The organism is Staphylococcus simulans, from assembly GCF_025561465.1.
Taxonomy (GTDB): Bacteria; Bacillota; Bacilli; order Staphylococcales; family Staphylococcaceae; genus Staphylococcus; species Staphylococcus simulans.
The window spans coordinates 1,294,917-1,318,244 of the sequence record NZ_CP095100.1 but is presented as its reverse complement, the minus strand read 5'-3'; the positions used below and the strand labels follow the sequence as shown (position 1 = coordinate 1,318,244).

Below are 23,328 nucleotides of genomic sequence, written 5' to 3'. Positions count from 1 at the left end.
AAACACTCTCAAAGTGTAATTTTTCTATTAATGACGAATGCGCAATGCTAATTCTTCTAATTGTTTATTAGAAACTTCACTTGGTGCTTGTGTCATTAATGATACAGCTGACGCAGTTTTAGGGAATGCGATTGTATCACGTAAGTTTGTACGTCCTGTTAATAACATGACGAAGCGGTCAAGACCTAATGCGATACCGCCATGTGGTGGTGCACCATATTTGAATGCATCAAGTAAGAAGCCGAATTGATCTTGTGCTTCTTCTTTTGTAAAGCCTAAGACTTCAAACATTTTTTCTTGAATATCACCATTGTGGATTCTGATTGAACCGCCGCCTAATTCATAACCGTTTAATACGATATCGTACGCTTTCGCTTGTGCTTTTTCTGGTTCAGAATCTAATTTGTCTAAATCTTCATCTTTAGGTGATGTGAAAGGATGGTGCGCTGCTACATAGCGTTTTTCATCTTCATCATATTCAAGTAACGGCCAATCTGTTACCCATAAGAAGTTTAATTTATCTTCATCAATTAAGCCTAACTCATGCGCTAATTTTACACGTAATGCACCTAAACTTTGTGCGACAACACTTGGTTTATCTGCAACAAATAATACTAAATCTCCTGCTTCTGCATCTGTTAAAGATTTTAATGTTTCAACATTTTCATCTTCAAAGAATCTTGCGATTGGTCCGCTTAAGCCATCTTCAACAACTTTGACCCAAGCTAATCCTTTTGCGCCATAGATATTCACAAACTCAGTTAATTTATCAATATCTTTACGTGTATATTTGTCTGAAGCACCTTTCGCAACTAATGCTTTTACTTCTCCGCCTTTTTCTACTGTATCTTTAAAGACTTTGAAGTCCATTGTTTCTCCTAGTTTTGAAACATCCAATAACTCCATGTCAAAACGTGTATCTGGTTTATCAGAACCATAACGTGACATAGCTTCTGCGTATGTCATACGTGGGAATTGTTCAGTCAATTCAACACCTTTAACATCTTTTACAACACTTTTCAGCATGTCTTCACCAAGTTCCATAACATCTTCTTGATCTACGAAACTCATTTCAATATCGACTTGCGTGAATTCAGGTTGTCTGTCTGCACGTAAGTCTTCGTCACGGAAACATTTTACGATTTGGTAATATTTATCGAAGCCGCTGATCATCAATAATTGTTTGAACAATTGTGGTGATTGCGGTAGCGCATAGAATTTACCTTCATGCACACGAGATGGTACTAAATAGTCACGTGCACCTTCTGGTGTTGATTTAGTTAAGAAAGGTGTTTCGATATCTAAGAAACCTTCTTTATCTAAATATTCATGAATTGCGCGTGTAATGTGGTGACGCATTTTAATTGTTTGCGCAAGTTCTTGTCTTCTTAAATCTAAATAACGATATTTTAAACGGATATTTTCATCCACTTGTTGTGAATCATCATTTATTGAAAATGGCGGAGTTTGTGCTTTGTTGATGATATTGATTTTATCAACTTGTACTTCAACATTACCTGTTTTAATTTTAGGGTTTACAGTTTCAGGATCACGTTTTGTTACTGTACCTTCAACTTCAATCACGTATTCAGAACGGATAGATTCTGCAACTTCTAATGCCTCTTTAGAAAAGTCTGGGTTGAAGACGATTTGTACATAGCCTTCACGGTCACGTAAATCAACAAAGATTAATCCACCTAAGTCACGACGATTGTGTACCCATCCTTTTAAAGTGACGTGTTGTCCTAAAAGGTCTTCCGTTACAAGACCACAATAAGTTGTTCTTTTACTCATAATTACTCTCTCCTCTTATTTCGCTTTCTTCTCTTCAAAATATGAAACTAAATCCGTGAGTTGAATCGCTTCTGATTCTCCGCTCTCCATATGTTTGATATTGATATTTCCATCTTCAAGTTCTTGGTCGCCGATTACAATCGTATATTCAGCTCCTACACGGTTCGCTTGCTTCATTTGACCTTTAATTTTACGTTTCAAGTAATCTTTATCTGCTTTAATACCGTGATGGCGTAAATCATTTAATAATTTAACTGCGTAACGGTCCGCTTTCTCACCCATCGTTACAATAAATAAATCTAAATGATCTTCATCTTCGATTTCGATACCTTCTTCTTCTAACGCCAGTAGTAAACGTTCAATGCTTAATGCGAAACCAATACCTGTTTGTTTTGGTCCATCTAGTAATTCTAATAAACCATTGTAACGTCCGCCGCCGCAAAGTGTTGTGATTGCACCATCATAATCTGGACTGTCAATCATTAATTCAAAAGCCGTGTGTGTATAATAATCTAGACCACGAACTAAGTTTGGATCTTCCACATAAGGAATACCTAATTCATCTAAATAACTTTTAACTTGTTCATAATAAGCTTTTGATTCTTCGTTTAAATATTCTGTGATGCGTGGTGCAGTTTTAACCGCTTCTTTATCTCTATCCACTTTACAATCCAAAATACGCATTGGATTCGTATACAAGCGAGATTGGCAGTCACTACAGAACGTATCAATGACAGGTTCAAAGTGCTTAATTAACGCTTCGTTATATTCCTTACGAGAATCAAAGTCACCCACACTATTAATCACAAGTTTCAAGTGTTTTAAACCGAATGATTCATAGATATGCATTACCATTGCTAAAATTTCAGCATCAATACTTGGATCTTCGGCACCGATTGCTTCTACACCGAATTGATTAAATTGACGATAACGCCCTTTTTGTTTACGTTCATATCTGAACATCGGACCATTATAGTAAAGTTTAATCGGTTGGTTCGGATCACCTTGCATTTTATTTTCAATGTATGAACGAACTACTGCTGCAGTACCTTCTGGTCTTAATGTAATACTGCGATCACCTTTATCTTTGAATGTATACATTTCTTTTTGTACAACATCTGTTGAATCGCCGACACCTCTTGCGAATAAGTCAGTGCTTTCAAAAATAGGTGTGCGAATTTCTTTATAATTATAAAGTTCCATTAATTCATCTAATTTTGTTTCAATATATCTCCATTTTCTGCTTTGATCAGGCAGAATATCTTGTGTACCACGTGGGATTTTAATCATATCGTCACTTCCTTTTAGAAATAAAAAAGCCCCTTGTATGATATCACTATCACACAAGGGACGAATTTTCCGTGTTGCCACCCTAATTGAACTGTATAGCACAGTTCCACTTTAAACATTTAACGTATGTTGTACGGAAGATAAACAGTAACTATTTACCTTCACCTCTTCTTGTGTTCAATAATGACAAAATTACTCTGAATAATCTTTCAGCCTAGGATTATTTCTCTTGTATCATTTCGTAATGTCTATTCAAGAATCGTAACGGTTTTAATTATTTTATTCAGATACTATCATAACGATTTTAAGCATTGATTGCAACTATTTAAGCTGAAAAATACATACGCAAACCATCAACAATAGACTGTTCTAATATTTGACGATGCAATTTATCTCGTATCATCATCTCATCTGTTGGATTACTGATATACCCTAGTTCAATTAACACAGCTGGTATTTTAGATTGACGCAATACTTGATAATTTTCCTGTCTTGCACCTTTTGGTGACAGCAAACCTTTTTTCTGTATACTCATACTTAAAACTTGTGCTAAATCTTCTTGTTTTTTCTTGTACCAATATACTGTTGCGCCATTTGCTTCAGGAGACTCCAAAGCGTCATTATGTAAGCTGATAAACGCATCACCTTTAAGATTTCTATCTTTCAGTTTGACGTAATTATCATTGTCACGCGTCATTTTAACAGTTGCGCCTTCTTGCTCAAGTTTCTTTTTTAACTCCAATCCAGTTTTTAAAGTATAAACTTTTTCTAAAGATTTATACTTAGTGCCACTGGCTGCTCCCTGGTCACCACCGCCATGACCAGGGTCCAGTACAATCACTTTGCCTTTTAACGGCTTAGCATTCGGATCATTATCTGGCGGAATATCTAAATCCGTATGCCATCCAGCCACCCATCCTTTTTGCTTGCCATTACTCGTTTCAACATAAATCCATTTACCTTTTTTATCAAGTTTATGGAATGTTTCACCTTTTTCAGCAGGAAAAATCTCAGGATAAACGGCGTTAGGACCCGTTCTTAATTCTGCATCTTCTTTCATTGTTACACTATCATCATGTTTATCTTGATAATTGGCAACGAGAATTATCGTAAATACAACAATAATAATTAAGAGTGCAGCAATGAGTACGGGAATCGGTTTAAGTCTATGCTTTTTAAACCACCGTTCTATTCGGTTCATATCACTTTGCCGTCCTGACTTTCATAAATAATCGTCACAGAACCGTCATTTGCGATATCCACTAACATATCAGTACCGAATTCACCTGTCTTAACTTCTAAGTCATAAGTACGTAATGTATCGTTCAATGCTTCGTATAAGCGATTTGCTTCATCTGGAGATTTAGAATTTGAAAAGCCAGGTCTATTGCCTTTTTTAACATCAGCATATAACGTGAATTGAGATATAGATAATATCTCACCCCCGATTTGCTGCACATTCAAATTCATTTTTCCTTCTTCATCTTCAAAGATTCTTGCATTGGCTATCTTTTTTGCCACTGCTTGCACATCTGCTTCAGTCGAATCTTTACCTACACCAACTAACAAACATAAACCTTTTCCAATTTGATTATTTAACGTTTCATTTGTTACAGATGCTTGTTTGACACGTTGTACTACTACTCTCATTTATATACACCTCAGTTAGTTCCAAACTCTTGTTACTGTATAGACGTCTCCTAGTTGTTTAATACGTTCTACGACTTTAAATACTTCGTTGACGTTTTTAACCATCACACTTAAATTAATAATAGCATTTTTTTCAACATCAGATTTACCTGATACTTTAACTAAATTACTGTCAGTTGCGTTAACCGCTTGTAGTACTTCATTAAGTAATCCGTTGCGGTCATAGGCAGTGACTTCTAAATCAACTTGATAACGTTGTGTAGAGTCTTTAGATTTCACCCACTCTACGCTGATCAAACGTTCTTTTTCATTTCGGATATTCGGACAATCTGTACGGTGTACTTTAATACCATGTCCTTTAGTAATATAACCTACAATATCGTCACCTGGAATCGGATTACAGCATTTAGATAATTTGATCAATACGTTTTCAATACCTTCAACATAAACACCGCTGTCTGTGGTGATATTGTCTTTAATCGGTACAGATTTTGTGACTTCTTGCGCTTCATTCAATGCACGTTGCTTGTCAAGAATACGTTGTTTTTCCGTTAACTTGTTAACGATTTGTGATGATGTCACACCGCCAAAACCTACTGCCGCAAATAAATCATCTTCATTTGAGAAATTATATTTTTGATTGACGATATCTATATTCGCTTCTGTCAATACTTCATCAACTTTAAAGCCTTGTTCCTTAATTTCCGCTTCTACCATAAACTTACCTTTTTCAATGTTTGAAGAACGGTCTTGTTTTTTGAAGAAGCTTTTAATTTTGCTTTTTGCACTGGAAGAACGAACAATTTTCAACCAGTCTCTGCTTGGTCCATAGGAATGTTTGCTTGTTCGTATTTCAACAATATCTCCAGTTTGCAATACGTAATCAATCGGTTCGATTTTACCATTGACCTTTGCACCGATCATTTTGTTGCCGACTTCACTGTGTACGGCATAGGCGAAGTCAATCGGAACTGCACCATAAGGTAATTCAATCACATCACTTTGTGGTGTGAAGGCATATACTTTATCACTTTGTAAATCGAACTTCAATGATTCCATAAATTCTTGTGCATCATTCGCTGTTTTATCCGCTTCTGCCAAGTCTTTCAACCATGATAGTTTCTTAGCATAACTTGAATTATCATCAGTGACTTTCTTGCCTTCTTTATAAGCCCAATGCGCCGCAACCCCGTGTTCAGCAATTTCATGCATTTCATGTGTTCTGATTTGAATTTCTAAAGGATCGCCATTAGGACCTACAACAGTGGTATGCAACGATTGATACATGTTTTGTTTAGGCATCGCAATATAGTCTTTGAATCTGCCAGGCATCGGTTTCCATAAAGTATGTACTAAACCTAATACCGCATAACAATCTTTAATTGAATCAACAATAATACGCACTGCTAATAAATCAAAGATTTGATCGAATTGTTTCTTTTGTTTCATCATTTTACGATAGATACTGTAAATATGTTTAGGACGGCCGTTAATCTCACCTGAAATATGCATTTTATCCATTTCAGCACGTATATTGTCTATCGCGTTCGCAATATAAGCTTCACGCTCACTACGTTTTTTCTTCATGAGATTGACGATACGGAAGTACTGTACACCATCGATATAACGAAGCGCTATATCTTCAAGTTCCCATTTGATTGTATTAATCCCTAAACGGTGTGCAAGCGGTGCGTAAATCTCTAATGTTTCTTTAGAAATTCTAATTTGTTTTTCTCTCGGCATCGCTTTTAAAGTACGCATATTATGCAGTCTATCTGCTAATTTAACTAAGATAACACGTACATCTTTGGCAATCGCAATAAATAACTTTCTATGGTTCTCAGCTTGTTGTTCTTCTTTAGAACGATATTTGACTTTCTTTAATTTCGTAACCCCTTCAACAATCATGGCTACTTCATCGTTAAACATCGCTTTTACGTCATCAAATGTGTAAGGAGTATCCTCAATTACATCATGTAAGAAGCCTGCAACAATAGTCGGTCCGTCAAGATGCATCTCAGTTAAAATACCAGCTACTTGAATCGGGTGCATAATATAAGGCAAACCATTTTTTCTGAATTGGCCTTGATGCGCTTCATATGCGATATGATAGCTTTTCAAGACATGTTCATACTCCTCTTTGGATAAGTAGGATTTTGCTTTATATAAGACTTCATCTGCGCTGTATGGATATTCATTATTCACATTAGACACCCCCACATCTTCTTTTTAAGTACATTTTATTTTATAAACTGCTTGTCAGTTTGTTTGAATATTTCGTATTTCGACAATAGTTATATAGGTTACCAGCCTATTTTCAACTCGTTCCTTTTATCACAACTTACATTTATATTAAATAATATATCTATTCTACTATACATTGACAGATAATTGAACCACTATACTTCGACGTATTGTGTGAACTTTCGCAATTATCTTGTCAGTGTCGTTTACAAGCTTACCTTGTAGAATTAACTTTTATTTTAAAAACAAAAAACAAATTTTGCAAATAAATAAATGTATCGCTTACCCTTCACTAGTAAGCGATACATTATTTTACTCATCATATGAAATTAAGCTTAATACTTCGTAGTCTTTAATCTTTTCATAACCATGTAAATATTTTAATTCGATGATAAAGGCAATACCAGCCACAATACCTCCTAGTTCTTCAACGAGTTTGATTGTAGCTTCAATCGTGCCGCCTGTCGCTAGCAAATCATCAGTAATTAAGACGCGTTGTCCTGGTTTAATAGCATCCTTATGCATAGTTAAAACGTTAGTACCATATTCCAAGTTGTACTCATATTTGATGACTTCTCTAGGAAGTTTGCCTTCTTTACGTACTGGTGCAAACCCAATTCCCATTGAATACGCTACAGGACAACCGATGATAAAGCCACGTGCTTCAGGACCTACAACGATATCTACTTCTTTTTCTCTAGCAAATTCAACGATTTGATCTGTCGCATAACCATAAGCTTCCCCATTATCCATAATCGTTGTGATATCTTTGAAATTGACGCCTTCTTTAGGCCAATCTTGTACTTCTGAAACATATTGTTTTAAATCCATTTATTTATTTCCTCCTAATTACTTAGCTAGCTGTTCTTTAATCCAAAGTTTCACCTTTGAAAAGTCATCATATAACAAGAATTTCTCAACATCTATCCGTTTAAGTCTTGCTTGATAAAGCTTACTAGAAGTAATGTCCTTTTTATCTACATTTTTATTCACTTTAATTATACCATGATTATTCTCAATAAAATCTAATTCATTAAAGACTTTGAGCATAAATATCAATAAAGGCGGTTTGATTTTTAAATAGTTGCATAACTGCATTCCATCTTGTTCTAAGTTGATTTCATCTTTCAAAAATAAGGCTTTATAGCACGCCTTAAAATGGTTCATTTGCGGCATGCCGTCAAAATAAATAGAGTGTTGATGGTTCAACTCTAAAATAATTTGACTGGCTTGAATTGACTTTAATGTTTGTGCCATGGTTTCTAAATCCAATGGTAACTCTTTAAAGATATATCTGTCATAAACTTGTTCAATTATATCTCCATAGAAATATTGATGTTCATGTGCTTTTTCAGCCTGTGCATTGATAATTTCTGCAGTCGATGCATTATCATGCATCTCATGTTGACGTGCTTTGCCTCTGAAGTCTAAAATTTGCAGCTGTTCTGAAGCCATATCTTGTACCATGAATTGAGGTGATTGATTACCATTCCATTCATTTATTTGTAAGGTCCCGATTAAATTTAAGGGCTCGTTCGGTTCTAGTTGGTGTGCATATGCACCATTTTGCCAATAAAGGGCTTGTAACTTAGAATCACCTAGTGTCATTTTTAAATGTTTGCCTTCTTGACCAATCCCTTTAGATTGTTTGACTTGAATCCCATCTAATTCAAACACAGGACTAGTAAAGTCTGTACCGAATGGTCGTAACTTTTCAATATCTGAAATATTTTTAACCGTAATATCAGATTCGCTTAATACTAAATCTACTTTTTTCCTAGGTGTTAAATCTTCGTGTTTTGCGAGTTCTGCCATATGAGCATTTAACGCTGTTTTAAGCTTTTCTATATTTTCAATTGGTAAAGTCATTCCCGCTGCCATATGATGCCCACCGAATTTTGAAATCAATGGTCTTTCTTTATCTAGCATCTCATACATTGAAACTTGTTCAATACTGCGTGCAGAACCTTTCGCAAAATCTTGTGCAGTATCAATGTTTAGAATGATCGTCGGCAAGCCATATGTTTCAACAATTCGTGAGGCAACGATGCCAAGAACACCTTCATGCCAATTTTCTTGGGCAAGGATTAAGAAGCGGTTTCCAGCTTCTACTTCCGCTTGTGCCATTTCAAGTGCTTCGTCTGCAATCTCATGAACAATATCTTTTCGTTCTTGATTAAAATGTTCAACTTGCTCAGCTAAGAATTCCGCTTCTTCCGCACTTTCACACATTAACAATTCCGCTGCTAAACTTGCATCATCTAGACGGCCTACTGCATTCAAACGCGGTCCTATTATAAAACCAATCGTTTCTTCGTTTATCGCGTCGTTATACCCTGCTTGACTTAGCAGCGCTTCGATGGCAACTGATGGATGATTGTTCATCACTTTTATACCTTGTTGTACAATAGCTCGGTTTTCATCTGTTAATGAGACCAAATCAGCAACTGTACCGATGGCTGCCAAAGCTGTAAATTCAGGTGCAGGATGATCAAGTAATGCTTGAGCAATTTTTAATGCGACCCCTGCACCGCTTAAGTATTTAAATGGATAGTCAAAATCTGGATGCATCGGATGCACAATCGCATAAGCTTCCGGTAACGTTTCACCAATTTCATGGTGATCTGTAATAATCACATCTATGTCTAATTCTTTAGCCACTAGCATTTCATGATGACCTTGGATACCATTATCAACTGTAATAATCAAATCGATACCTTCATCCGCCGCATTTCTAAAGGCTGCTTCATTTGGTCCATATCCTTCAGTAAATCGATTTGGAATATACCATCCGACTTCTGCACCAAGTTCTCTTAATGCACTGACTAATATAGATGTAGATGTTACCCCATCAGCATCATAATCTCCATAAACTAAAATACGTTCTTTTTTATCAAGTGCTTGATTGATACGTTCGATAGCTTTCTTCATATCACTTAACGCATAAGGGTCATGCTGAATTTGAGATGGTTCTAGTAATTGTTTGATTTCAGAAGACGCTATTACACCTTTGCTTTGTAATATTTTTTGTACGATAGGTGTAAGCTTTAATGCTTTAGCGTCATCTGATGTGATTTCTGATATATTCGATTGTAAATCCCATTTATACTTAGCTTTAATCATATAACGACTTCCCTCTTTTCCAAATGTCATTATACAGAAGAACTCATAAAATAAAAAGCAACTTCTACCAAACATAGCGTTTTACATCATAAAAAAACTCCCAGACTAAAAAGTCCAGGAGTTAATACTCTCGTTCTATTAAACCAGAATTTTATCTTCGTTTTTACGTTTTTCACGATAAACGACAAGTTTATGATTTGGTGCTTTTTTAAGCTGTTGTTTTTTCATCATGCCCCATAAAGGTACAGCGATGAACACAGATGAGAATACACCAGAAACTAAACCAATTAATAATGCAAGTGCAAAGTTGAAGATACTTGATGCACCGAAGATTAATAATGCGACTACAACAATCACAACTGTTAATACAGTGTTGATTGAACGTGTCAGTGTTTGTCTGATTGAACGGTTTACAATTTTGTCAATCTGTTCTGGTTTAGTAATCACCCTGATTTTATGCAAGTTCTCACGTACACGGTCAAATGTAACGATTGTATCGTTAATAGAGTAACCGATAATTGTTAGAACTGCTGCGATAAATGTTACATCTACTTCAATTCTGAACAAGCTGAATACCGCAACAATCATAAAGGCATCATGCAGTAATGCGATGATAGATGATAAGCCCATTCGCCATTCGAATCGTAATGAAATGTATATAATCATACCGATTGATGCGTAAATCAATGAAAGTAATGCGTTTTTCGCAATTTCTTGACCAATCACCGGTGAAACTGTGTTAACAGTAGGTTCATTACCGAATTCTTTTTTCATCACATTTTTAACTTTAGCAACTTCGTCTTTGCTCAAATCATTTTTAAATTGAACAGAAGCGCTATCGTTATTACCAGATAATGAAATACGGTCAGGCTTCATATGCGCTTTGTCTAATTGTTTTGTAACGTCTTCTTGTGTAATCTTATGATCTGCTTTCATATCAACACGTGTACCACTTGTAAAGTCGATACCTAAGTTTAATTTGAATATAAACAGAATCACTACACCAGCAGCAATCACAATACCACTGAACCAGAATAATGGTTTCGCAAGTTTCATGAAGTTCCAATGATCATAAGGTGTTTTTAATTGATACACATCAATACCTTCATTGATATCATGTCTATCTTTCTTCTTAATACCAAATAACCAGAAACTTTTCTTGAAGTAATTTGATTGTACTAACAATGATAATAAGATACGTGTTAAGAATACTGCTGTCACGAAACTCATTAAGATTGCGAGTAATAACATCGTAGCGAAACCTTTAACCGCACTTTCACCAAAGAAGAATAACACAGCTGCCGCTAAGACAGTTGTTAAGTTCGCATCTAAAATCGTAATAAAGGAACTCTTATTCGCTTTGTGGAAAGCTTGTTTCAATGTTCGTCCGATTCTCAACTCATCTTTAATCCGTTCATACATGATGATGTTCGCATCAACCGCCATACCGACACCAAGTACCAGTGCCGCTAAACCTGGCAATGTAAGTACACCATGAATGAAGTTGAAGGCTACTAAAGTTAAGTAGATATATGTTGTTAATGTAATTACGGCAATAATACCAGGTAATCTGTAGAATCCTACCATAAATAAGTAAATGACTCCGACACCTAATAATGAACCGAAGATTGTTTTATCTAATGCATCTTGACCGAACTGTGCACCTACAGAGTTAGAGTAAATTTCTTTAAGATGTACTGGTAAAGAACCAGAGTTCAATAAGTCAGCAATTTGTTTTGCTTTTTGAACGCCTTCTTCGCCATTAAATCCACCAGAAATTTCTACACTGTCAGAGTTGATAGGTTGATCAACTGACGCTGCTGAAACATATTTCGGGTCTTTTTTCTCTTTTTCTTTTTGGTAACTATCGCCTTTTTCGTAGTCTAACCAAACAACCATCACGTTTTCTTTACGTTTTGAAATCTCTTCTGTGACTTTCTTGAATTTTTTACTATCTTTCAATTTGAAAGTAACAGCCGGTTGGTTGGTATTCTGTTTAAACTCTTGTTTTGCAGAACCTTGAACTAAATCCTTACCTGTTAATTTAACGTTATCGTCTGAGTCACGAATCGTTAAATTCGCTTGTGAAGATAAAATGTCTCGAGCTTCATTTTGGTTTTTAACACCAGCAAGTTGTACTCGAATACGGTTATTATCTTCAACAGTAATCTTAGGTTCAGATACCCCTAAGACGTTGACCCTGTTTTCTAACGTTTTGGCTGTGGCTTGAACAGCCTTATCGTCTATCTTATCACCCTTTTGTAATGGATTAACTTGGTAAAGTACCTCAAATCCACCTTGAAGGTCCAAGCCTAAACGAACGTCTTTAATTACATTCTTGTAAGTTGCTGCCATGCCAGCAAAAAGCAACACAACAAGTAACAAGAATGCAATTATTCTACTGTTTTTCTTCACATGAACACCTCATTATTTACTTATGTAAATAGCATACTTGATTTTTCAAATGAACTGCAAGCTAAAACCAAACGTTTCGGTTTGTTCTTACACTGCACTTCAATTGAATGAACCTATATAGCTTACTACATCCTTACTCAGCTTTCAAAAATTCGAACAATACTTTGTGTGATGCATAGCGTGTACAATTGATTAAAATCAACATTAAATCACGTTAATACTATGCAAAACCTTATAAAATCGTATTCCAATATTGAATTATACACGCTCCTACACTAATTTAAAACAACTTTTCATGCATTTAAAGTAATTCAAACAAAATTAAAACATCCTAAAACAATCTATATCGGATCGCTTTAGGATGTTTATTGGGTTAATCTATGTACAGGTAATTCGCTTACGCTTGCCTATACTATGTCATACTAACATTAATTAGTCTGGATTAACTTGTTTTACAGCACCTTTTTCAAATGTGATTTGAGTGCCTTTGTCGTTAACTGAAATGACAACTGTTGTTTCATCAACTGCACGTACGACACCTTTGATGCCGCCGATTGTTGTAACGTGTTGTCCTGATTCCAAACGGTTCACCATTTCACGGTGTTCCTTTTGACGCTTTTGTTGTGGTCTGATCATGAAGAACCACATTAAAGCTAATAATGCAATAGGTAAAATAAGACCGGTTAAATTCACAAACATTACTCCTTTAATTAAAAGTTTTTAGGATTTTCTTCATTCAATCCATATTGTTCAAAGAATTCCTCTTTAAAATCTAAAAGACGATCCTCCCGAATGGCCTGTCTGATATCCTCCATTAATTTTAACAGAAAATATAAGTTATGATAAGTAGTTAGGCGTATACCAAAAGTTTCTTCTGCTTTTATTAAATGACGCAAGTAAGCTTTTGTATAGTTACGACATGTATAACAATCACAATTTTCATCAAGCGGACTTAAATCGTCCGCATATTTTGCGTTTTTAATAACCACACGACCATTAGAAGTCATACATGTACCATTTCGTGCTATACGTGTTGGTAATACGCAATCAAACATATCCATACCACGAATACTACATTCGATTAAAGCATCTGGTGAGCCGACACCCATTAAATAACGTGGTTTATCCTTAGGCATGAATTGTTCAGTAAATTCAACCATGTCATACATGACTGGTTTAGGTTCACCCACAGATAATCCGCCAATCGCATAGCCAGGAAAATCTAACTTCACTAATTCTTCAGCGCTTTGCTGACGTAAATCTTTATATTCTCCACCTTGGATAATTCCGAATAAAGCTTGGTCTTCTGGTCGTTTATGTGCTTTCAGACAACGCTCTGCCCATCTTGTTGTTCTTTCGATAGAGTCTTTGACATATTTATATTCAGCAGGCATTGGCGGACATTCATCAAATGCCATCATAATATCTGAACCTAAATCATTTTGAATCTCTGTCGCTTTCTCAGGACTCAAGAATAATTTAGAACCATTTTTATGATGTCTGAAATGAACACCTTCTTCTGTGATTTTACGTAAATTACTTAAACTGAATACTTGGAAACCACCTGAATCGGTCAGAATTGGGCCGTTCCAATTCATAAATTTATGCAAACCACCCGCGCGTTTAATAATGTCATTACCGGGTTGCAACCATAAATGGTATGTGTTGCCTAGAATGATTTGTGCATTAATTTCCCTTAGTTCTTCAGGACTCATAGTTTTAACGGTAGCTTGTGTTCCTACTGGCATAAACATAGGTGTTTCAAATGAACCGTGCGGTGTATGCACGATTCCTAACCTTGCACCGGATTGTTTACATGTTTTGATATGTTCATAAGTTACTGCAGGCATAACTTTTTCACGACTCCCTTAAATAATTAACATTGCATCACCAAAGCTGAAGAATCGATATTTCATTTCGACAGCTGTTTGGTATGCATTTAAAATATATTGTTTTGAACTGAATGCTGAAACTAACATGACAAGTGTGGACTTCGGCAGATGGAAGTTCGTAATTAAAGCATCAATAGCTTTAAACTCAAAGCCTGGATAAATAAAGATATCCGTCCATCCGCTTTGTGCTGTAAATTGGTCATGGTCTCTGCGAATCGTTTCTAATGTTCTTGTTGATGTGGTACCAACTGAAATAATACGATGTCCTTTTTGTTTTGTTTCATTTAACAAATCAGCTGTAGCTTGAGACATCTGATAATATTCACTATGCATTTTATGATCATCTATATTATCAACGCTGACAGGTCTGAAGGTACCTAAACCGACATGCAATGTTACAAATGCAAGGTTCACTTGTTTCGCTTTTAATTGTTCTAACAGCTCATCTGTAAAGTGTAAGCCGGCTGTTGGTGCAGCGGCAGAACCTGTTTCCTTCGCATAGACTGTTTGATAGCGATCTGGATCATCTAAACGTTCTTTGATGTAAGGCGGTAATGGCATTTCACCTAGTTCATCTAAACGTTCTTGTAAAATACCTTCGTAATATAAACGCATAATGCGTCCGCCTTGTTCTAATTCCTTAATACATTCTGCGATGATTTTCCCTTCACCAAATGATAATTTTTGACCCACTTTGATACGTTTCGCAGGCTTCAATAATACTTCCCAATCATTACCTTCGATTTGTGTCAGCATCAACATTTCTACTTTAGCTTTTGTATCTTCTTTTAAACCAAATAAGCGCGCAGGCATGACTTTAGTATCGTTTAAGACAAGCGTGTCACCTGGATTAAAATATTCAATAATGTCTTTAAAATGACGATGTTCAATGTCGCCATTCTTTCTATTTAATACTAATAAACGACTTGTATCTCTATCTTTTAACGGCGTTTGTGCGATTAGTTCTTCCGGTAAATGATAATCAAACTCTTCAATATTCAAAATTGTCCCTCTTTCCATGTTCAGTGCCAAAGTGTTCATAAGCTAGGGGTGTCGCTTTTCTTCCTCTCGGTGTGCGTTCTAAAAAGCCTTTTTGAATTAAGAAAGGCTCATAGACATCTTCGATTGTAATGCGTTCTTCACCGATAGAAACAGCGATTGTGTCTAAACCGACAGGTCCCCCATTATATTGATTAATAATACAGCGCATCATTTTATGGTCGATATAATCTAAACCATAATCATCCACTTGTAGAAGTTGTAATGCACGTTTTGTTGTTTCAATATATATTTTGTCGTCTTCATTGACTTGTTGGAAATCTCGAACGCGTTTAAGAAGACGGTTGGCAATACGTGGTGTACCTCTACTACGTTTCGCAAGTTCTGCAGCACTCTCTTCATCAATTTCTGTACCTAGTACTTCTGCAGTTCGCTTAATAATATCTTCTAGTTCACCCTCGTTATAAAACTCCAAACGTAAATGAACACCAAAGCGATCACGTAAAGGGCCCGTTAAGCTGCCGGCTCTTGTCGTTGCACCTACTAATGTAAATGGAGGCAAATCAATACGAATACTGCGCGCTTCTTCTCCTTTGCCGATCACGATATCTAAATAGAAATCTTCCATTGCAGGATATAAAACCTCTTCAACTACACTGCTTAAACGATGAATTTCATCAATAAACAAAACATCACCTGGTTGCAAACCTGAAAGGATTGCCGCTAAATCACCAGGTCGTTCTATTGCTGGTCCAGTGACTGTTCTGATGTTTACACCCATTTCATTCGCAATGATGTTTGACAAGGTTGTTTTACCAAGTCCAGGGGGGCCGAATAATAAAACATGATCTAATGGCTCCTCACGCATCTTTGCTGCTTTTATAAAGACTTCTAAATTAGCTTTAATTGATGCTTGACCGATATATTGTCTTAGTAAATGTGGTCTCAATGATAATTCAAAAGAATATTCATCATCATGGACCGTTTGATCTACCATTCTGTCATCCATTGTGTCCCCTCCTTTTGACTTATTTTTAAGAAACTAATATTTTCAAACCTGCTTTAACCGCTTCATCCACTGATTCAAACTGCTCTGTACTCAATTTCTTTTCAACTTTTTTCAATTCACGCTTAGAATAACCTAATGCTTCTAATGCAAGCAAGGCTTCTTCTAGGACTGGTGAATTGCCGGATACAGTTGTATCAGGTTGCTGTAATAAAGTATCTGCACTTTCATCTGTGATTTGAACTTTACCTTTTAAATCTAAGATGATTTGACGTGCGGTCTTCTTACCGATACCTGGGAATTTTGTTAAATACGCTTCATTTTCATTTTCTATACCGATTTTCACTTCATTAGGCGTACTTGCAGCTAAAATTGCCAATGCCGATTTTGGACCAATACCTGTCACTTTATTCAAGCTTAAAAACATTTCTTTTTCTTCTTCTGATATAAAACCATACAACAACTGTGCATCTTCTCTAACAACTAAAGACGTGTAAATTACTACTTCTTGTTGAAATGAAGATTGAAAACGATAAGAGTTCGGTGTTTGGATTTCATAACCGACACCATTCGTTTCCACCACCACGTGTGTTGGGAACAATTGTGTTAATTGACCTTTAATATATGCGTACACGCCGTCACTTCCTTACATTGACATACTGATTATTTCTACTTTATAAACATTTTCAATGTTTCGTAATGCAAAAATCACATCTTCAATCGAAGTCTGACTGCCTGCAGTATTTAAAGACAATGTGATTGTTGCTTTATCTTCCATCGGAATACTTTGATGAATCGTTAAAACAGACATGTGAATTTGAGAAATCGTATTAAGAACTTGTGCAAGCATACCAACCTTATCATGTACATAAAGAATGATAGTGAATTCTCTTGTATCTTCTACCTTTTCATCAATTGGAAAGATAGTATCTTTATACTTGTAAAAGGCACTACGAGATAAACCGTATTGTCTGACTGCTTCATAAATAGACAAATGCGGATTTTCTTTTAATGCATCTTTAATTTGCAATGTTTTAATGACAGACTCTGGAAGTACATCTTCTCGTATCAGATAGAACTTTTTCACTTGTTTATCGTTCACTTAGACACCTCTATTCAACGAATTCAAATTCTCCGCCTAAAATTCTTACGATATCTCCATTTTTCGCACCACGTTCTCTTAATGCATCATCAATACCCATTGAACGCATTTGACGCGCAAAACGTCTAACTGCCGGGTCACTATTGAAATCAGTCATATGGAACATTCTTTCAATTGCTTTACCGCTGACCACAAATGCTGCATCATCATCACGTGTAATTGTGAATGCATCTTGTGATGGTGTGTGTTTGTATAATACACGGTTCACACCTAATGCTTCATCATCTTCTTTAGAGAAATCAACATCTTTATACTCTTCTAGTTTATCAGCAATCGCATAAAGTAATTGATCAAGGTTTTCTCGTGTATAAGCAGAAATTGGAATAATCTCTACATCGTCACCAACTTCAGACTTAAAGAGTTCTAAATTATTTTGTGCGTCTGGCAAGTCCATTTTATTTGCGACGATGATTTGTGGACGATCTTCTAAACGTTGACCGTAAGATTTTAATTCATTGTTAATAGTTTGGTAATCTTCATAAGGATCTCTGCCTTCTGATCCACTCATGTCAATCACATGTACAATGACTTTAGTTCTTTCGACATGACGTAAGAATTGATGTCCTAAACCAACACCCTCTGAAGCACCTTCAATTAATCCAGGTAAATCAGCCATAACAAAGCTACGACCGTCAGGTGTTGAAACAACACCTAAATTTGGTTTAATCGTTGTGAAATGGTATGCTCCGATTTTAGGCTTTGCTTTTGAGACTGTTGAAAGCAATGTAGATTTACCCACACTTGGGAAACCAACTAAGCCAACATCTGCCATTAATTTTAATTCTAATGTGACTTCAATTTCTTCACCAGGTTCACCATTTTCACTGAAATCAGGTGCTGGGTTTCTTGGTGTTGCAAATCGAGAGTTGCCTCGACCGCCACGTCCACCTTTAGCGACAACGGCACGTTGTCCATTTTCTACTAGGTCAGCGATGACTTCATCCGTTTCAACTGCTTTAATAATTGTGCCTGGTGGGACTCTTAATACTAAATCTTCCGCATTTCTACCATGCATGTTACTACTTTGGCCGCCTTCACCACGTTTGGCTTTGAATTGGCGTTGATATCTGAAATCGAGTAATGTACGTAACCCTTCGTCTACTTCAAAAACTATAGATGCACCGCGACCGCCGTCTCCGCCTGCCGGGCCTCCGAAAGGAACATATTTCTCTCTTCTATATGCAGTGATACCGTTACCGCCATCGCCTGCTTTTAATAATATTTTAACTTGATCGACAAACATGTTTCTCACCTCTTTTATATATATTTTCTAATGCAATATCTAGATTATTATATCATTCTTTATGTACGCTTAGAAATAAAGACAAAAATAAAACACCAGAAGTTAAACTTCTGGTGTTGCGTCAACAAAAATTACTCAGCTGCAGCGTATACTGAAACTTGTTTTTTGTTACGGCCTTTGCGTTCGAATTTAACAACGCCGTCAATTTTAGCGAATAATGTGTCATCGCCGCCGCGACCTACATTTTCACCAGGGTAGATTTTAGTTCCGCGTTGACGGAATAAAATTGATCCACCTGTTACGAATTGTCCGTCAGCACGTTTAGCGCCAAGACGTTTAGATTCAGAGTCACGTCCGTTTTTAGTAGAACTTACCCCTTTTTTCGATGCGAAGAATTGTAAGTTTAATTTTAACATCTGGATACACCTCACTTATAATTTAATTTTATATTATCGTGGTACTCGTCTTCAATAGTTTGAAGTGATACGAGCATTGCTTGCAAAATCAATTGCGCTTGTTCATCGTTTACGTTTACACTTCTGAGATGGAAATAGCCTCCATCATCGTCATAATCTATGTCAGGTCTTTCAGATGTTAATCCGAGGATAGCATTGACACTTCCGAATAAAACCGCTGAAGCGCCAGCACAGACAATATCATGACCATACTCGCCATGTTCAGCATGACCATCCATGATGACATCTGTTACTTGACCCTCTTCATTAAACGAAACGTCTATCTTAATCATGATTAAGCGTTGATTGCGTCGATTGTTAATTTAGTGTATGGTTGACGATGGCCTTTTTTACGTTTATAGTCTTTACGACGTTTGTAAGTAAATACAGTGATTTTCTTACCGCGACCTTGTTTGTTTACTGTAGCTGTTACTGTCGCACCTTCAACTGTTGGCGCACCAACTTTGACTGCGTCTCCACCTACAAATAAAACTTTGTCAAAAGTGAAAGTGTCACCTTCGTTTACATCTAATTTTTCAACGTAAATTTCTTGACCTTTTTCTACTTTAATTTGTTTACCGCCTGTTTCGATAATAGCAAACATACTTTGCACCTCCTATAAAATAAGTCACGCCATATATAGGTGATACACTTGGTATACTTAAACCTATATTTGAGCGGTTGTATGTAGCTATAAACTACTCAACTGCTAAAGCTTACCATCCCTAAGCTTTCCTGTCAATTGGCAAATCTAATTTTTTGATTAATTTTTTAATCAAGCTAAAAACAATCACCAATAACAGTAAATTTACGAAAGCGGTTGGTAATAATCGGAATAATAAAAAGTCCCAAAGATTAAATTTAATTAATCCTAACAAACCATAAATTAATGCTTGGTAAATTTCAAAGATGATTGTAAACAGCCAAACACCAATGAATACCATCGTATGATCTCGATAGTATACTTTGAAAAAGAAATCCATCAAAATCACAAACAATAAATAACCAAATGTATTTAAACCATAGATTGTTCCATAATATAAATCAGTAGTTAATCCGAAAATTATCGCAAGTACAACTGCGATACTTGGTTTTTTATAGATGGTAATAATCAACAAATACATCAGCAATAAATGCGGTACGAAGATAATCCCTCTTCCACCGATTTGCATCGGTATCACTAAAGCGATTAATGAATCAAGATAGAACAATACAGCCCCAATTAAAAAATAGTAAAACGCACGCATTATTCATCACCGCTTTCATCAGGAAGTGTTTTCGGATCGCGTTGTGCAACATAAACATGATCTAAGTCACTTAAATCTGCCGCTGTTTTTACTCTCACTTCTTTTGAAAGCCCATATTGATCATTTTCTACTTTAGTAACTTCACCGATATATAAGTTGCTTGGTATTTGATTCGCTAAACCACTTGTCACAACTTTATCGCCTTTTGCGATTTTATCCTTATTATCAATATCACTGATAACTAATTCATTTGTTTTTCTATCATAATGGTTAATCAACCCGAAGATTTTTTTAGAATCATGTTGAATATTAACTGAAAGTTTACCATTACGAGATGAAGTTGAAAGCAAATCTACTTGAGCAGAAAACTGATTGACTTTGACAACTCTGCCGACTAACCCTTCAGCTGTAATAACAGCTTGGTTTTGTTTGATTCCGGCTTTTTTCCCTTTATCAATAATCGCTTTATTCATCCATTGGTCTGGATTTCTAGCAATCACTGTTGCGCTGAGAGGTTCGTATTTAGAGATGTCTTTAATATCTAATTCTTTACGAAAACCTTCATTTTCCGCTTTCAATCTCTCATTTTCTGCCTCTAATTGTTTGATTTTATTTTTATCCTCTTTTGATGTTTTTCCATTGAATAAACCGTCAATTGAACCTGTTACTATATGTAATGGATAAGATAGTACGCGTTGAGGAACGGACACGGTATCACCGACATATTGTTCCACAGGCGATTGGTGATGTGATCTGATCGATAACCCTATTAACGATATAAATAGAATCAGGGAACAGAAAATAACAATCAATTTGTTATTTTTAAAAAACTTGGACAACCTGAACACCTCTATTAACTCAATTTTTCATATCTCACTATATTTTATATTATTATACACCTTAGTTAAAGTGCCAACTGTACCTGGCAAAAAATACTTAAAAAAAGAGCATCAGCAATTCATTTGAAATCGGCTGATGCCCAAAAAATATCTTCATTTTATTTTAATTAAAAATCAGCTGTAAATGTTCATATACACTATCTAAGTCTGAATCATTATTTCTTGTTGCTGTCTTCTTTTTCATCTTCTTTATACAGGGTTTCTTCTTTTCTCCAGTTCTCAAACAGCTTTTGCGCTTTTGATTGTTCAGCAGCGTTTTTTCCATTTGTTTGTTTACTCATTAAAGAACACCAAACCTCTCTATCAATGATTCAACACAAGGGTAACGTAAGACTGTATTATTTTCAAGATAATGCACTATAGAAACAACTCGATTTATTTAAAATAAGCTACAGGGTGCATTTGTATATTTTGCTGCATCGCTTGTAAGTCTTGATGCAGTTCAATTTCTGTTGCGTAAATACGTAATTCATCAGAACCGAATTTGTACATGATAAATTGATTGCCACGTTGCCCAATTAAATAATTATCATTATAGCCCATTCTGCTTAATCCGCTGACATCCATAAACTCTTCTTTATTCAACATGTTAAAGATGTTCTTAGTCTGACTTGCGGGCATATTATTCAAAATATCATTTTTTTCTACAACATAACGTTGGCCAGGTTTGAAATCTTCAATTGGTACATTACCGCCTTGATAAGATGAATAGGTAGTTTTATTGCTGATTGGATTCCATTCTTGTTCTTTTAAAAACGGTGCATATTTCAACGCAAAAAAGACAATTACAATGATGCATCCGACTGCTATAATATTTTTAATGATGTTAAATAGAAAACGCATCCTCACACCGTCCCATTCTTAATGATTTCATTGTACGCTTTTTTACGAGAATTTTCATCAGACTAGAGAACGACACTTGATTTAAATCCCAAGACCGATGCATCCACAATACATTTCAGTTACACTATATGTAAAGGAGTTGCAGCCATGTCAATTTTAACAATTATTTTACTCGTATTATTGATTGGTCTACTCTTCAGAGTAGGTGTTTCATTACTACGTTTTATCATAAAAATTGCGATTTTCGCTTTAATTATTTATTTAGCTTATCAAGGGATTATGTGGATTCTGAACTATTTTCAAATGCATCCATTTTAAATCAAAGCATATTTACTACATTCCGATAACACCTTCATGTCGTGTTATCGGTTTTTTAATCATCAAAATACCCCGCTTCAACCAAACTCAAATACTTCGCATCTCCAATAATTATATGATCAAGCAATTCAATGCCAAGCACTCTGCCACACTCTTGCAATCGTTTTGTTGTATGAATATCTTCTTTTGAAGGTGTCACATCACCAGACGGATGATTATGTACCACAATAATCGCATTGCTCGACCACTTAATAGCTGCTTTAAATACCTCTCTAGGATGCACCACAGAAGAATTCAAAGTTCCTACAAAGATGACTTCATGACGAATTACAATATTCTTTGAGTTCAAAAATAATACCTCAAACTGTTCATGTGTTAAATGCATCATCCTCGATAAAAAATAATCCGCCGCATCTTGGGGTGAATTAATTTTTACTTTCTCTTTTTGATCCGGCGCATTCATTCGTTCACCTAGTTCAAACGCTGCCTTTAAAATCACCGCTTTATACATGCCGATACCTTTCACATCCATCAAGTCATTTAAAGACAATAGTTTTAAATCTTTAAGCTTTGTTGTTAAATTTAATAAATCTTGCGCAACTTCGACACTAGACCGCCCTTTTCTGCCAGTATTAATCAATATGGCAAGCAACTCGGACTCAGATAAGTGTTGCGCTCCTTTAGCTATAAGCTTCTCTCTAGGTTTATCACAATCAGGTAAGTGTTTTATATTCAAAACGAAACCTCC

The 23,328-nt window shown here is 35.8% G+C and carries 24 protein-coding genes and 1 other annotated feature; of the genes, 1 reads left to right on the top strand and 23 read right to left on the bottom strand.

The genetic code is table 11. The features are described 5' to 3' along the window. Positions 1-27 precede the first annotated feature (27 nt). The 22 genes from aspS to MUA87_RS05995 form a co-directional block, all read right to left on the bottom strand. Complete coding sequence (gene aspS, locus MUA87_RS06100; protein ID WP_057510442.1) at positions 28-1,794, bottom strand: aspartate--tRNA ligase; 1,767 nt, start codon at positions 1,792-1,794, stop codon at positions 28-30. A 15-nt stretch (positions 1,795-1,809) separates the two neighbouring features. Beyond that, positions 1,810-3,084 carry a histidine--tRNA ligase gene (gene hisS, locus MUA87_RS06095; RefSeq protein WP_107587334.1) on the bottom strand — a complete coding sequence of 425 codons (1,275 nt, stop codon included), beginning with the start codon at positions 3,082-3,084 and terminating at the stop codon, positions 1,810-1,812. A gap of 325 nt (positions 3,085-3,409) precedes the next feature. Then, on the bottom strand, positions 3,410-4,285 hold the full coding sequence (locus tag MUA87_RS06090) for an N-acetylmuramoyl-L-alanine amidase family protein (protein WP_002481115.1): 876 nt from the start codon (positions 4,283-4,285) through the stop codon (positions 3,410-3,412). Continuing rightward, entirely contained in the window at positions 4,282-4,734 is a 453-nt protein-coding gene (gene dtd, locus MUA87_RS06085; protein WP_262550272.1) for a D-aminoacyl-tRNA deacylase, read from the bottom strand. The genes MUA87_RS06090 and dtd overlap by 4 nt, the downstream gene beginning before the upstream one ends. 15 nt (positions 4,735-4,749) lie before the next feature. Continuing rightward, the gene (locus tag MUA87_RS06080) at positions 4,750-6,939 is read right to left on the bottom strand and encodes a RelA/SpoT family protein (protein WP_002481117.1); all 2,190 of its coding nucleotides are present in this window, start codon (positions 6,937-6,939) and stop codon (positions 4,750-4,752) included. 351 nt (positions 6,940-7,290) lie between these two features. Next, entirely contained in the window at positions 7,291-7,809 is a 519-nt protein-coding gene (locus MUA87_RS06075; protein ID WP_023016066.1) for an adenine phosphoribosyltransferase, read from the bottom strand. Positions 7,810-7,827: 18 nt separating this feature from the next. Further along, complete coding sequence (gene recJ / locus MUA87_RS06070; RefSeq protein WP_262551390.1) at positions 7,828-10,101, bottom strand: single-stranded-DNA-specific exonuclease RecJ; 2,274 nt, start codon at positions 10,099-10,101, stop codon at positions 7,828-7,830. Positions 10,102-10,239: 138 nt separating this feature from the next. Next, complete coding sequence (secDF, locus tag MUA87_RS06065; RefSeq protein WP_002481120.1) at positions 10,240-12,516, bottom strand: protein translocase subunit SecDF; 2,277 nt, start codon at positions 12,514-12,516, stop codon at positions 10,240-10,242. Positions 12,517-12,948: 432 nt separating this feature from the next. Continuing rightward, complete coding sequence (yajC, locus tag MUA87_RS06060) at positions 12,949-13,209, bottom strand: preprotein translocase subunit YajC (protein WP_002481121.1); 261 nt, start codon at positions 13,207-13,209, stop codon at positions 12,949-12,951. Between the two features lie 17 nt (positions 13,210-13,226). Continuing rightward, positions 13,227-14,366 carry a tRNA guanosine(34) transglycosylase Tgt gene (gene tgt, locus MUA87_RS06055; RefSeq protein ID WP_002481122.1) on the bottom strand — a complete coding sequence of 380 codons (1,140 nt, stop codon included), beginning with the start codon at positions 14,364-14,366 and terminating at the stop codon, positions 13,227-13,229. A gap of 18 nt (positions 14,367-14,384) precedes the next feature. After that, positions 14,385-15,410 carry a tRNA preQ1(34) S-adenosylmethionine ribosyltransferase-isomerase QueA gene (queA, locus tag MUA87_RS06050; RefSeq protein ID WP_002481123.1) on the bottom strand — a complete coding sequence of 342 codons (1,026 nt, stop codon included), beginning with the start codon at positions 15,408-15,410 and terminating at the stop codon, positions 14,385-14,387. Next, positions 15,400-16,416, bottom strand: a complete 1,017-nt coding sequence (ruvB, locus tag MUA87_RS06045; protein ID WP_002481124.1) for a Holliday junction branch migration DNA helicase RuvB — start codon at positions 16,414-16,416, stop codon at positions 15,400-15,402. The genes queA and ruvB overlap by 11 nt, the downstream gene beginning before the upstream one ends. Before the next feature lie 25 nt (positions 16,417-16,441). After that, the gene (gene ruvA, locus MUA87_RS06040; protein WP_002481125.1) at positions 16,442-17,047 is read right to left on the bottom strand and encodes a Holliday junction branch migration protein RuvA; all 606 of its coding nucleotides are present in this window, start codon (positions 17,045-17,047) and stop codon (positions 16,442-16,444) included. A gap of 12 nt (positions 17,048-17,059) precedes the next feature. Continuing rightward, entirely contained in the window at positions 17,060-17,515 is a 456-nt protein-coding gene (locus tag MUA87_RS06035; RefSeq protein WP_002481126.1) for an ACT domain-containing protein, read from the bottom strand. 10 nt (positions 17,516-17,525) lie between these two features. Continuing rightward, positions 17,526-18,818, bottom strand: a complete 1,293-nt coding sequence (gene obgE / locus MUA87_RS06030; RefSeq protein WP_262551389.1) for a GTPase ObgE — start codon at positions 18,816-18,818, stop codon at positions 17,526-17,528. Between the two features lie 131 nt (positions 18,819-18,949). Then, positions 18,950-19,234 carry a 50S ribosomal protein L27 gene (gene rpmA, locus MUA87_RS06025; protein ID WP_002481128.1) on the bottom strand — a complete coding sequence of 95 codons (285 nt, stop codon included), beginning with the start codon at positions 19,232-19,234 and terminating at the stop codon, positions 18,950-18,952. 11 nt (positions 19,235-19,245) lie between these two features. After that, positions 19,246-19,566, bottom strand: coding sequence for a ribosomal-processing cysteine protease Prp (locus MUA87_RS06020; RefSeq protein ID WP_002481129.1), 321 nt, complete (start codon positions 19,564-19,566; stop codon positions 19,246-19,248). Positions 19,567-19,568: 2 nt separating this feature from the next. After that, entirely contained in the window at positions 19,569-19,877 is a 309-nt protein-coding gene (gene rplU / locus MUA87_RS06015; RefSeq protein WP_002481130.1) for a 50S ribosomal protein L21, read from the bottom strand. A 12-nt stretch (positions 19,878-19,889) separates the two neighbouring features. Beyond that, positions 19,890-19,966: a sequence feature (ribosomal protein L21 leader region), on the bottom strand. 32 nt (positions 19,967-19,998) lie between these two features. Beyond that, entirely contained in the window at positions 19,999-20,520 is a 522-nt protein-coding gene (gene mreD / locus MUA87_RS06010) for a rod shape-determining protein MreD (protein WP_060804784.1), read from the bottom strand. Beyond that, complete coding sequence (gene mreC, locus MUA87_RS06005) at positions 20,520-21,359, bottom strand: rod shape-determining protein MreC (RefSeq protein ID WP_002481132.1); 840 nt, start codon at positions 21,357-21,359, stop codon at positions 20,520-20,522. Before mreC ends, mreD begins: the two co-directional genes overlap by 1 nt. Positions 21,360-21,574: 215 nt before the next feature. Then, a complete protein-coding gene (locus tag MUA87_RS06000) occupies positions 21,575-21,700 on the bottom strand; it encodes a hypothetical protein (RefSeq protein WP_002481133.1) in 126 nt (41 codons plus the stop codon). A 94-nt stretch (positions 21,701-21,794) separates the two neighbouring features. Next, complete coding sequence (locus MUA87_RS05995) at positions 21,795-22,262, bottom strand: DUF4930 family protein (RefSeq protein WP_107578817.1); 468 nt, start codon at positions 22,260-22,262, stop codon at positions 21,795-21,797. Between the two features lie 147 nt (positions 22,263-22,409). Between MUA87_RS05995 and MUA87_RS05990 the strand changes: the two genes are divergently transcribed. After that, positions 22,410-22,580, top strand: a complete 171-nt coding sequence (locus MUA87_RS05990) for a hypothetical protein (RefSeq protein WP_002481135.1) — start codon at positions 22,410-22,412, stop codon at positions 22,578-22,580. A 55-nt stretch (positions 22,581-22,635) separates the two neighbouring features. Here the strand turns inward: MUA87_RS05990 and radC are convergent, their stop codons facing one another. Then, a complete protein-coding gene (radC, locus tag MUA87_RS05985) occupies positions 22,636-23,316 on the bottom strand; it encodes a RadC family protein (protein ID WP_002481136.1) in 681 nt (226 codons plus the stop codon). Positions 23,317-23,328: the final 12 nt, after the last annotated feature.